The 11,837-nt window shown below is 50.6% G+C and carries 11 protein-coding genes; 8 read left to right on the top strand and 3 right to left on the bottom strand.

Going from position 1 to position 11,837, the window contains the following annotated elements:
* The 3 genes from GX135_03450 to wecB all read right to left on the bottom strand — a co-directional run.
* Positions 1-748 (bottom strand): potassium/proton antiporter (locus tag GX135_03450; GenBank protein ID NLN85149.1); only part of this gene is annotated, 748 nt, incomplete at its 3' end.
* A 196-nt stretch (positions 749-944) separates the two neighbouring features.
* A complete protein-coding gene (gene udk / locus GX135_03445; GenBank protein NLN85148.1) occupies positions 945-1,583 on the bottom strand; it encodes a uridine kinase in 639 nt (212 codons plus the stop codon).
* A complete protein-coding gene (wecB, locus tag GX135_03440; protein ID NLN85147.1) occupies positions 1,576-2,628 on the bottom strand; it encodes a UDP-N-acetylglucosamine 2-epimerase (non-hydrolyzing) in 1,053 nt (350 codons plus the stop codon). Before wecB ends, udk begins: the two co-directional genes overlap by 8 nt.
* Before the next feature lie 230 nt (positions 2,629-2,858).
* On the opposite strand from wecB, the gene GX135_03435 reads away from it, so the two are divergent.
* From GX135_03435 to GX135_03400, 8 genes are all read left to right on the top strand, one after another.
* Positions 2,859-3,650 carry a mechanosensitive ion channel family protein gene (locus GX135_03435; protein ID NLN85146.1) on the top strand — a complete coding sequence of 264 codons (792 nt, stop codon included), beginning with the start codon at positions 2,859-2,861 and terminating at the stop codon, positions 3,648-3,650.
* Positions 3,647-4,348 (top strand): HAD family hydrolase, encoded by a 702-nt coding sequence (locus GX135_03430; protein ID NLN85145.1) that lies wholly within the window; start codon positions 3,647-3,649, stop codon positions 4,346-4,348. Before GX135_03435 ends, GX135_03430 begins: the two co-directional genes overlap by 4 nt.
* Positions 4,348-4,764 carry a YjbQ family protein gene (locus GX135_03425; protein NLN85144.1) on the top strand — a complete coding sequence of 139 codons (417 nt, stop codon included), beginning with the start codon at positions 4,348-4,350 and terminating at the stop codon, positions 4,762-4,764. The genes GX135_03430 and GX135_03425 overlap by 1 nt, the downstream gene beginning before the upstream one ends.
* 327 nt (positions 4,765-5,091) lie before the next feature.
* Positions 5,092-5,772: a (d)CMP kinase gene (locus GX135_03420; protein ID NLN85143.1), complete on the top strand. Its 681-nt coding sequence runs from the start codon at positions 5,092-5,094 to the stop codon at positions 5,770-5,772.
* On the top strand, positions 5,769-6,650 hold the full coding sequence (gene ispH / locus GX135_03415) for a 4-hydroxy-3-methylbut-2-enyl diphosphate reductase (GenBank protein NLN85142.1): 882 nt from the start codon (positions 5,769-5,771) through the stop codon (positions 6,648-6,650). Before GX135_03420 ends, ispH begins: the two co-directional genes overlap by 4 nt.
* Complete coding sequence (locus GX135_03410) at positions 6,644-9,088, top strand: 30S ribosomal protein S1 (protein NLN85141.1); 2,445 nt, start codon at positions 6,644-6,646, stop codon at positions 9,086-9,088. Before ispH ends, GX135_03410 begins: the two co-directional genes overlap by 7 nt.
* A 21-nt stretch (positions 9,089-9,109) precedes the next feature.
* Positions 9,110-9,904, top strand: a complete 795-nt coding sequence (locus GX135_03405; GenBank protein ID NLN85140.1) for a phosphatase PAP2 family protein — start codon at positions 9,110-9,112, stop codon at positions 9,902-9,904.
* Positions 9,905-9,955: 51 nt separating this feature from the next.
* The gene (locus tag GX135_03400) at positions 9,956-10,642 is read left to right on the top strand and encodes a hypothetical protein (protein ID NLN85139.1); all 687 of its coding nucleotides are present in this window, start codon (positions 9,956-9,958) and stop codon (positions 10,640-10,642) included.
* The last annotated feature ends 1,195 nt before the right edge of the window (positions 10,643-11,837 follow it).

Raw genomic sequence — 11,837 nt, 5'->3', positions numbered from 1 at the left:
TTCCCATCACAAGTCCGGTGAAAAACACAGAAAGCATCCCGCTGGCGCGGCTGACATTGGCAATGCTATAGCTAAACAACACAATGGCAATCATATAGATGAAGAAATATTCCGCCTCGCTCTGGCGGACTTTTTTCATCACATAAACCGCCAGCCAGCCAATTCCGATGCCGATTCCAATTCCGCCCGCAAGCTGCCAAAGAAAATTGAGAATGGAGCTCAGAATTCCGCCCTGTGTACCCTGGATAAGACCAATCACAAACAAGGTCAAAACAATTGCCATGGGGTCGTTTGCCACAGATTCCAGCTCGGTGAGGGTCCTGAGCTTGTGTTCCACATTTTTGCCTTTCAGGATGGAGAAAACCGCCGCGGCGTCCGTTGAAGCCAGAATTGAACCCAGGAGCAAGGCATACAGAAATGGCACTTTGGGAACGAGAAGATGAAACACAAAGCCAGTGATGAGCGCTGTTGTGATGATGCCAACCGTTGCCAGCAGGCTGACCGGTTGCAAAACGGATTTGAAGCTCTGTTTTTTGGTGCCAAAACCGCCGATGAAAAGAATGAACATCAACGCGATGTTTGCCACTTCTTTTGCAAACACAGTGTTGTCGAAATAGATTAACCCAGTGACGTCACTGCCGAAAATGATGCCGATGGCCAGCGATAAAATAATTACGGGAATATTGATTTTATGGAAGATACTGGCGATTAAAACCAGGGTCAACAACACCAAAGACGCGATCAGCATCTTCTTTCCCCCCGCTCACACTCTGAAAGCACAAAGCGCCCCAACCGCTGTTCTGAAGCGGCTTTGCTCAATTTTGTGGGTCCTGGTCCCCGGCATTTTTCATCATTATTCATAGCTGGGGAATAGTTTTGAAGACAAAAGGTATTTGTCAAGCGGAGATTTCTGTTTGGCGGCTGGGTTTTCCAAAAAAAGTTTTTTACTGTCTGGATTGGATTACGTGCTGCAAATATCCGTTCAGCAGATAGAGCACGCGGTCGAATTCCTTTTCACCGGGCACGATGATGTCGGCATTCTTTTTTGTGGGTTCGATGAAAGCCTGATGTGAAGGTTTGACCGTTTCCAGATATTGGTTCAACACGCTTTCAACGTTGCGTCCGCGCTCCAAAATGTCCCGCTGCATGCGTCTTGCGAGGCGAATGTCCGAATCCGAATCCAGATAGATTTTGAGGTCTGAAAGTTCCAGCAGTTCAGGGTAATAGAGCGCGAAAATGCCTTCCAGAATAATCACGTCCGCGCCGGCAATGCAAAGCTTGCCCTCGCTTCTGCTGTGAGTGGAAAAATCGTAGTCCGGAACGTTGACCGCGTCCCCTGCCATCATCTTTTTGAGGTCGCGAACCAGATATTCCTGGTCGATGGAATCCGGATGGTCAAAATTCACTTCCGTGCGGGCGTCCAAAGCCAGATGAGCCAGGTCGCGGTAGTAGTTATCGTGGGAAATGATGACCGTTTTCAGTTTTGCGATGCGGCGTCCGATGGCTTTGGCAATGGTTGTTTTGCCGCTGCAGGTGCCGCCGCCGATTAGAACCAGATGCGCTTTTTTTGATTGTTCATGCATTTTCCAAAATCTCCAAAATTCGGGCAGCCACATCGCTTCCAAAAAGCTCTGGACGCGCTGCCGGAGGCGTAAAACCAGCAATGACACCGGGAAAGCTTGCGCTGTCAACAGGCAAAAGCAGGTTCCAGCCGCTTTCCACAGTCTCAATCCATTCTGTTTCCGAACGCAGGGTTACGCAGGGTTTTCCCAAAATATAAGCTTCTTTTTGAATGCCGCCGGAATCGGTGAGCACCATTTTCGCCGCTCCCATCAAGCCCAGAAAATCCAGATAGGAAAGCGGTTCCACGAAACGGATATTTTTGAAAACATCAATCTGAAGCTCTGCCAAAACGTTACGGGTGCGCGGATGCACGGGAAAAACCACTGTTTTGCCCATGCCATCGAGGCCTTTTAAAATGTGATTCAGGCTTTGGGGATCGTCAACATTGTAAGGCCTGTGCAGGGTCAGCAGATAAAAATCCCCGGGCTGCAAAGCCAGCTCTTCCAAAGCGTCGGAGCTGCCCTGAGCAATTTCCAGCCCCAGTTTCAGCGCGTCGGTCATAATGTCGCCCACCAGCCTGGTTTTTTCTGCCAAACCTTCACGGCGCGCGTTTTCCATCGCCGCGGGAGTGGGGCATAAAAGCAGGTCTGAAACGTGATCCGCCACCACGCGGTTGATTTCTTCCGGCATGGCGCGGTTGAAACTGCGCAAACCGGCTTCCACGTGCGCGGTTTTCAAGCCCATTTTCGAGGCTGCCAAAGCTCCCGCCAGGGTGGTGTTCGTATCTCCGTAAATGATTACCCAGTCCGGCATTTCATCCCTCAAAATGGGCTCCAGAGCTGCCAGAATTTCACCGGTTTGAACTCCCTGCCCTCCGGATCCAATCCTCAGATCATGATCCGGAGCAGGGATTTGCATATCCCTGAAAAAAACGTCGTTCATCTGGATGTCATAATGCTGTCCACTGTGAATAATCACTTCTGTGTGCCTGGCTCGAACCAAGCGGGAAAGCGGGGCCAGCTTCACAAATTGCGGTCTGGCTCCAACTATTTGGGCAATTTTCATGGATGCTCCTTGTCGCTAATCCTGGTGCCAAAGCTAATAAACTGGAATATATGTCAAGTTCCACTTGCTTTTTGTTTAATTTGAGGTATTCTATAAAAAAAAGATAGACAAATAATAGACCTTCAAAAAAATGACCCGAAAAGGGCATGTTCAAAAATAGGAGATTTGAGCCAAAAATGAACATCGGTAAATTCTTTGGCGATTATATTACGCCTGAAAGACTGAATGTGATGATTCGCGTAATTGTGACACTTGGCATCGGGATTCCAGTCGTGATTCTCGTCAAAAAACTGATTCAGAGAATCCTGCATAACAAGCTTTCGCCACAAAGCGAACAGCTCGTCGTGCGTTTTGTCTATTATCTTGCCGTGCTCATTTTGGTGGTGAACGTTTTAAACGAATTTGGCTTCAAACTCTCTGCCCTTCTGGGTGCCGCCGGCGTGTTGGGAATCGCGGTGGGTTTCGCCTCCCAAACCAGCGTGTCGAATATCATCAGCGGCATTTTCCTGATTTCCGAAAAGCCCTTCGTGGTTGGCGATCTGATCGAAGTGGACGGATTTTCAGGCGTGGTGCAAAGCGTCGATCTGCTTTCGCTGAAGATGAAAACCACTGACAACCGCTATGTGCGGGTGCCAAATGAAACGATGATTAAAACCCAGGTGGTAAATCTGACCCGTTTTCCAACCAGACGCGCCAACATTGGATTAAAAATTGCATATAAAGAAGATCTAAATAAAATTCGTAAGATATTGGCTGATGTGGCTGAAAGCGAGCCCTTGGCCTTGAAAGACCCCAAACCGCTGATCATTGCTGATAAATTCGATGATTCCGGCATCGCAATGCTCTTCGGCGTTTGGGGCAAAACAGAGAACTTTGCTGAACTCAAGACTTCCTTGATGGCACGCATCCAGGAAAGTTTTGCAAAAAACAACGTCGAAATTCCATTCCCGCATATATCTTTGTATGCCGGGGAAGATTCCAAACCAATCAAAATTATCAATGAAGGAAGTGCTAACAAATGAAAAAGAAACACAAAATCAAAGCCATCATCTTCGACCTCGATGGAACCTTGCTGGACAGCCTGCAAGACATCGCTGAGAGCATGAACAAAGCCTTGGCCGAAGAAGGCTTGCCCGAGCATCCGCTGGAGGCATACAAGGATTTTGTGGGTAATGGGCTATTTAAACTGACCGAAAGAGCGATGCCAAAAAATCGACGCAGTGAGAAAGAAGTCGAAAAGATGGCGGAAAAATTTTGGGTCAACTATGAGGAAAGCTGGTTCCTGCACACCAAACCTTATCCGGGAATCCTGTATCTGATCCAGCTTTGCGTTTCCCACAAGATCAAAGTGGCCATTCTTTCCAACAAAGTCCACTACTTCACCAAAAAGATGATCCGCCACTATTTCCGTGGCGCCATGATAAACCAAGGAAAAAACCCCTTCGGTATCTATAGCGGTGAACAGCCTGATATGCCTGCAAAACCGGATCCGACCCGTGCGTTGGAACTGGCTGAGCGCCTCAAATGCAAGCCGGAAAACATCGCCCTCATGGGGGATTCACCCATCGATGTGGAAACTGCCAAAAATGCCGGCATGATTTCCATCGGCGCAGCCTGGGGATTCAGTGGCAGAGAAGCCCTTGAAAAAGCAGGCGCAGACTATATCATAGACGATCCGGCTGAGCTGGCAACCGAGCTGGAAAGAAAGCCAACCAACTGATGCTGAGCTACCGTAAAGAGCTGTGGTTCAATACCGCAAAGCGCAGGGAATATCTGAATATCACCCCTCAGGTGCAGAATTGCCTGCACGAAAGCGGCATCCGAGAAGGACTCTGCCTGGTGAACGCCATGCACATCACCGCTTCGGTGTTTATAAACGACGACGAAAGCGGTTTGCACCAGGATTTTGAGCGCTGGCTGGAAAAACTGGCTCCGGAGAAACCACATTCGCAATATGCCCACAATGGATTTGAGGATAATGCCGACGCGCATCTCAAACGCCAAATCATGGGTCGCGAAGTGGTGGTGGCCATCACAGACGGAAAACTGGACCTGGGCCCTTGGGAGCAAATCTTCTATGGAGAATATGACGGCATGCGCAAAAAGCGTGTGCTGGTGAAAATAATCGGTGAATAATACAAAAAACCCCGTCCTTCGTGGCGGGGTTTTTTTCTTTAAACTGCAAAATCCGCGAATCCACTTGGGCTCAATCCCACTTTTTGCTTCGTCAGTCACCATAAAAGTGGATGTTAAAATTGCCGGCTATATCTTCTGGATGATGGTCTTGCGTTGATGTGGCTAACAATATATATTACATCATCTTAGCCTTTTTCTGCAATCCATTTATAAACCCACCTGAACCGCATTAAAGCGCAGGCTTCAAAACCACGTTGCCACAGCCCTCAAAAAAGGATTGACGCAATCTCAGGATTTAAAATCATGGTTGGATAGGAAATTTTAACCATGAAAAAAAGACTGATTATCGCCATTGACGGGCCCGCGGCCTCAGGTAAAAGCACAACTGCGCGTCTTTTAGCGCGCAAGCTGGGCTACGTTTACCTGGATACAGGCGCCATGTATCGCGCCTGCGCGTTGCAGCTTGTCCGCACCGGGATCAGTCTTGATAATGCCCCCGCCATCGAAGCCATGCTGAAAGATTTGGATATCCGCGTGGAAACTTCCGGCACTGAAAACCGCATCTTGCTTGGGGCCGAAGATGTTTCCCAAGCCATCCGTGCCAACGAAATATCCCAGCTTGCCTCAGGCGTTTCCGCGCTTCCCGCTGTGCGTCATCGCATGGTGGAATTGCAGCGTGCGATGGCTGCTGGAGGTGGCTATATCCTTGATGGACGTGATATTGGCACCTATGTTTTCCCTGATGCCGACCTCAAGTTTTTCCTCACTGCTGCCCCGGAAATTCGAGCCCGCCGTCGCTGGCTGGAGCTGAAAAATAAGGGTCAGGAAAAAGCTTTTGAACATATTTTTGCAGAAATCCAGGAGCGCGACCACAACGATTCCAACCGGAGTCTGGCGCCGCTCGCGGTGGCTGAAGACGCCATCGTTGTGGATAATTCGGAACTTTCCATTGACCAGCAGGTGGAAAGCCTGTTGGCTCTGGTTTTGAAAAAACTGGAGGAAAGGTGAAGGTTTGGCTGGCGGAAAACTCCGGTTTTTGCTTTGGCGTACGCCGAGCCATAGGAATGGCGCGGGAAGCGAAAGATTCTGGCGGTGAAGTGAACACCTTGGGAGAACTTATCCACAATCCGCGCATCGTTTCCCAGCTTTCCGCGGAAGGCATTGCCATTGCCACTTCCCCAGACGCGGTGAAAAACAAAAAGGTGGTCATCCGCTCCCACGGTATTTCCAAACAAGACCGCGCCACGCTCGAGGCAAACGAAAATGAAATTATCGACGCCACCTGCCCCTATGTTCAACGCGCACAACAGCTTGTGGCTTCCAATGCCGATATTCCGGTCCTGATTTTGGGCGATCCCGAACATCCGGAAGTGAAAGGTATGCTTTCCTGGGGAAATTCACTCACACGGGTGGTTCGCCCTGGTGAAGACCCTGGTGAAAAAACCTGGAAAAAACTGTGCATCGTTTCCCAAACCACCCAGAAGCTGCGTTCGCTGCAGAACCTGGTGGACACGGTTTTACCCCGCTGCCAGGAGCTGGTGGTTTTCAACACCATCTGCGCTGCCACTTCCATGCGCCAGGACGCAACCGTCGCCCTGGCAAAAAAGGCTGACCTGATGATTGTCATCGGCGGCAAAAACAGCTCCAACACAAAAATGCTGCACGAACTCTGTTCCGCCCAAACTCGCAGCCTCCATGTGGAAGCCGCATCTGAACTGACACTCTCGGACCTCGACGCAGCCCAGACCATCGGGTTGGCAGCAGGTGCATCCACGCCAGAGGAAGACATCTGGGATGTTTACCAAAAGATTTTTAATTTAAAGGGGAAGCCCGCGCCGGCAAAAAACCCGCGGGAAATCCCCACGTATAAGGAGGAATCATGTTAGAGCATGATCAAAACCAAGACCAGCCCGTTCCGGAAGAAGAACTGAAGGAAGGGGAAGGCACGACGTCGCAACCAACGGAAGAAGTAACGGCACCCGAAGTGGAACCTACTGCCGAGGAAACAACAGAACAAACTGAAACAGAGGCTGCTCCACAGGAAGTGGAAGAGCCCCAAATCCCGGCCGAAGAAGAGGCCGAAACAAGCATCGAACCTCAAACCCAAACCCCGGACACTCCCGAACCTGAAACCAAGGAACAAACTCCGGAAGAGCCGGCTGCATTGGAACCCGCACCCGCCAAAACTCCTGAGGAAGAGCTCAACCACGAGCTGATGAGCCTGTTGGAAGAACACGATTCCAGGTTCAGGAGCGGCGAAGTGAAGGAAGGCACTGTGGTCAGCGTCACTGATAAAGACGTGGTGGTGGATATCGGATTCAAGAGCGACGGGGCCATCCCCCTCACAGAATTCGAATATTCCGGAGTTCCGGAAGTGAATTCCAACATCATGGTCTTCATCAACAATCTGGACGACGGTGAAGGCAGGCTTTCGCTTTCCAAACGTAAAGCCGACTACATCAAAAACATCGAGCTCATCAAACAGGCTTCCGAAGACGGCTCCGTGCTCAGCGGCACCATCCGTCGCCGCGTGAAAGGTGGCTTGATTGTGAACGTGATGGGTGTGGAAGCTTTCCTGCCCGGATCGCACATGTCCATCAAACCCGTCCCAAACCTCGACCAATTCATCGGTAAAGAACTGCAGTTCAAAGTGATGAGCCTGGACGAGGGCAAAAGAAACATCATCCTCTCCCGCAAAATGGTGCAGGAAGAAGAAGCAGCCATCAAGCGCCAGGAATTGCTCGAACGCATTGAAGTGGGCAATGAGCTGGATGGAGAGGTTAAAAATATAACTCAATATGGCGCGTTCATCGACCTGGGCGGCATCGACGGCCTTCTGCACCTCACCGATATGAGCTGGGGAAAAGTGAATCACCCCACCGATATGCTCAGCATCGGAGACAAGGTGAAGGTGAAAGTCATCAAATTCGATCCCGACACAAACAAAATCTCCCTGGGTATGAAGCAGCTTGTCCCCCACCCTTGGGAAAACATCGAAATCAAATATCCCGAAGGCGTCCGCGTGACCGGCAAAGTGGTCAGTGTGAAATCCTTCGGCGCTTTCATCGAGGTGGAGCCTGGCGTGGAAGGCTTGGTACACATCTCTGAAATGAGCTGGACCAGAAAAATCACAGACGCCCGCCGCATCGTAAAAATTGGCGACAATGTGAATGCCATCGTCTTGGAACTGGACAAGGAAAACCGCCGTATCTCCTTGGGAATGAAACAGATGGAAGCCAACCCCTGGCTTTCGATTGAAGATCGTTTCCCCATTGGCAGCGTCATCACTCGTCCCGTGAAAAGCCTCACCGCTTTTGGCGCTTTCGTGGAAGTGGAAGATGGCATCGACGGCCTCATCCACATTTCTGACATCAGTTGGACCAAACGTGTTTATCACCCCCGCGAAGTGTATCACAAGGGTCAGGAAGTGGAAGCTGTGATTCTTTCCATCGATCGCGCTCTGCACCGTATCGCCCTGGGCGTCAAACAGTTGCATCCCGATCCCTGGGAACACCTCACAGAATCTTTGCCTGTGAATTCAGAAGTGAAGGGAAAGATTGGCAAGCTGATCAATAAAGGCGCCCTGGTGGACATCCAGGTCGGCGAAGACATCGTTGAAGGCTTCATCCCCATCTCCCACCTCGCCATTCCAAAACTCGACCACCCTGAAGAAGCTTTCCACGTTGGTGAAGAGCTGCCTCTCAAAGTCATCGAACTGGATATGGAAAACCGCCGCCTCATCCTGAGTGTGAAGGCGTTCTTCTTCTCCCGCGAACCCAAATTGCAGGAAGAATATATCGCCATCCACGAACAATATATGCGCGACCGCCTCGCCAGACTGCAAAAGAAACGTGCCGAACGCCAGGCTCGTGAAAAACAGCGTGAAGAAGCCAAACTGCGCGCTCTTGCTGAAGCAGCCCTCTCGGGAAGCGAACAAGCTGAAGAAATTCCGGCTGAAACGCCCGCGGAAGAGGCTCCAGAAGAAGCACCAGTGGAAGAGACCCCTGTGGAAGAAGTTCCAGCTGAAACACCAGTGGAAGAGACTCCTGTAGAGGAAGCTCCCGCGGAAACACCTGTGGAAGAGGTTCCCGTGGAAGAAGTTCCGGAGGAAGCACCGGTGGAAGAGATTCCTGTAGAGGAAATTCCCGCTGAAGCTCCAGTGGAAGAAACTCCTGTGGAAGAAGTTCCAGAGGAAGCTCCTGTGGAAGAGATTCCGATGGAAGAAGCTCCCGCTGAAGTACCAGTGGAAGAAGTTCCAGAAGAAGCTCCCGCGGAACCCAGCCAGGAAGAGCCGGCTCCCGAAACCACTGAAAATAATGAATAAATCCCGGAAATAGCGGAGCAAATGAGCTTGAAAAAGTTCCCCCGCGACCCGGTTTCACAAACCATGGATATGGCGGTTCCCAGGAGCCGCCATATTCTTTTTGCTCTGGACTTTATCCTTCCCATCCTGATTTTGGCTTTGGGAACCTGGTTGATTCGTTCCCAGGGTCTGGATCTCAAATATCAATCCCATTTTTATCGCGGAAATGGCATCTGGATGGGCAACAAAGCCTGGGGCTTCGAATTCATTTACAAATATGGCACTCTACCCTCGCTGATTGTCGCTTTGGCTGGAGTTGCGGTTTTTGTGACCAGCTTTTTTTCCAAAAACCTGGCGCGCTGGCGTCGTTCCGGATTGTTTTTGGCGCTGGCAATGCTTTTGGGGCCAATGCTTTTGGTGAATGCCATCCTGAAGGAAAATTGGGGACGTCCCCGACCCAGCCAGGTGATTGAATTCGGCGGCATCTATGCCTATGAACCTCCGCTCAGCATTGATCACAGCAGCCCGGGAAAGTCTTTCCCAAGCGGGCACGCCTCCATGACATTCTATTTTTTTGCCCTGTATTTCATCTTCCGCGGCCGCAAAAAACGTCTCGCCGCCTGGAGCCTTGTTTTCAGCCTTGTTTTTGGGTTTGGCATGGGTCTGGTGCGCATGGCGCAGGGTGGACATTTCATCTCGGATATACTCTGGGCAGGCGGTGTGGTTTGGCTCAGTTGCGCCCTGCTGTATTACCTTCTGAAGCTGGACAGACTGGCTTGGAAACCACGCGCGCAGCCGAAAAACGCAATCAGCGAAAATACCGCACAAAGTTCTTGACATCCTTGCCCACCGGAGCGGAATGGATTAAATTTACATCAGAGGTGAATCATGAACAAAAAACATATATTGACACTCGGCCTCCTTTTGGGGCTCAGCCTTGCCCTTTTCGCAGAGGAACCTTTTTCCAAAAGCGCTGTGGGCCTGCATCTGGGAAACCAGAGCGGCTCCGGCTACAGCATGCGTTTTCTGGGACCCCAACACGGTCTGCAAGTGACCTTTGGTGCCATCACCTGGGGCAGCGACGATCCCTATTTCCCTGACAGACAATACTATTGGTACAATGATAAAACCGGCATGAGCTGGTATCCTGATCAAGCGCCACAAGATACCTTGGTAACTTTCACCGAGGTGGGCCGTACCTTGAAAGCCAACTTGGGCTTGAATCACATCTGGATTTTGGATACCTTCAACTTTTTTGGCCTTAAAGACCACGGACGTCTCTACTTGATGACCGGTGGCAATTACGAATTCCACCGCCAAACTGAGTTCTCCAAACAATACCGCTGGGTATCAGCCACTGACTCATTGGACTATGCGCATTATGAGCCCGTAAACAATGCTCCTCCTTCCGAAGATTCCAAAATTGAACACAGATGGACCGCCGGACTCGGCTTGGGTGTGGATATCGCCATCAGCAAAAACTTCCACGGAGCCCTGGAAGTCCCCATCACCTACAACTGGGACAACCGCATTTCCTACACCCCCCAAATTGGGATTTATTATTACTTCAAATAGCCGAAATGCCGCCCTGCTTCGCTCTTGGCTCCAACCAAGCAGTTACTGCGTGATGCCTTGTGAGCAACCCGATAAAGAATCGGGATACTCACGAGTTGATCCGCAAATACTCTGGAGTCGGGAAAAAGAGCGGGCTAAGAGAGCCTTCATATTCAAGCGCGTGGCTTGATAACAGGCTGCGCAGCAAACAGATACAAGCGGATGCAAATCCGCTTTTTTTGTTTTGGGTTTTTTGAAAGGCGTGGGCGGTTCAACAGAATTGGGGGGCTTTTGCCCGGATACGCCAAACACGGCAGGGCTTTCACTTTTTATCACTCGGTATCAAATCCCCTCCTTATATAGAACGAGTCTGTTGTAAAACACCCCGCAAAGCCATAAGCCTATGTCTGGCTCAAGGTTACTTTTGAAACATAAGGAATACTAAAGGCGGCTACCGGGATGGGGGTCTGTCATGCCAATGTTTCGCCAGATGATGCGGCGCTATTTGCTCGCGGGTTTCGCTGTGACCTGTCATCCCGGCTACGCAAACCACCACCCAGCCCGAGCCAACGCGTCATTCTGAACGAAGTGAAGAATCCAGCCCTTATGGAGGTGAAAAAATGTTCACCAGACCACCCAGCTTCACACATTATAGGCAGCGTGTAAAAGCAATTGCCCGCAAAACCAAAAACCACCAAGTCACTGGATTCCTCGTTCCACTCGGAATGACGGCCAGGCTTTGGTTTGGGGGGTGGTGGGCGGAGTCTGGGTGGTCGGCAGAACATTGTGCCAGATGAATCTGGCACCAACGACCGGATGAATCCGGTGTTCCGGCGAGTCCATCGCTGGCATTCAGAATGACGGGTCCAGCCTGGGTTTGGGTGGTAGTCTGCAGAGTCTGGAGGCTGGGAGGAACCTTTGTTGGCGCTAAGGGCTGGTTCCTTAACTTCGTTCAGGATGGCAGCATGCTTACGGGTTTTCAGGTCGGTTGCGGGGTTTACCAGCCATAAGAGCAGCCCCTTCCCCACACCGTCTTTTTTCAAGCAACAAAAAAAGCCCGGCTTTTACACCGGGCTTTATCAATTCAGGGAGAATCGGATTGTGTTATTTAAGCAAAGCCGCCTTGGTTTGATAGACTTGGTTTTGGGTGCTCATTATGATGTGATAAACACCGTTGGCGAGGCTTTTGCCGTTGTAGTCTGTGCCGTCCCAACTG

It is taken from the genome of Candidatus Cloacimonadota bacterium (genome assembly GCA_012522635.1).
Classification (GTDB): Bacteria; Cloacimonadota; Cloacimonadia; order Cloacimonadales; family Cloacimonadaceae; genus Syntrophosphaera.
This window is presented reverse-complemented; position numbering and strand designations above follow the sequence as displayed.

Coding starts and splice junctions, on each gene's coding strand:
- udk (NLN85148.1), bottom strand. CDS start 1,583: ATGCATGAACAATCAAAAAAAGCGCATCTGGTTCTAATCGGCGGCGGC.
- wecB (NLN85147.1), bottom strand. CDS start 2,628: ATGAAAATTGCCCAAATAGTTGGAGCCAGACCGCAATTTGTGAAGCTG.
- GX135_03435 (NLN85146.1), top strand. CDS start 2,859: ATGATTCGCGTAATTGTGACACTTGGCATCGGGATTCCAGTCGTGATT.
- GX135_03430 (NLN85145.1), top strand. CDS start 3,647: ATGAAAAAGAAACACAAAATCAAAGCCATCATCTTCGACCTCGATGGA.
- GX135_03425 (NLN85144.1), top strand. CDS start 4,348: ATGCTGAGCTACCGTAAAGAGCTGTGGTTCAATACCGCAAAGCGCAGG.
- GX135_03420 (NLN85143.1), top strand. CDS start 5,092: ATGAAAAAAAGACTGATTATCGCCATTGACGGGCCCGCGGCCTCAGGT.
- GX135_03410 (NLN85141.1), top strand. CDS start 6,644: ATGTTAGAGCATGATCAAAACCAAGACCAGCCCGTTCCGGAAGAAGAA.
- GX135_03405 (NLN85140.1), top strand. CDS start 9,110: ATGAGCTTGAAAAAGTTCCCCCGCGACCCGGTTTCACAAACCATGGAT.
- GX135_03400 (NLN85139.1), top strand. CDS start 9,956: ATGAACAAAAAACATATATTGACACTCGGCCTCCTTTTGGGGCTCAGC.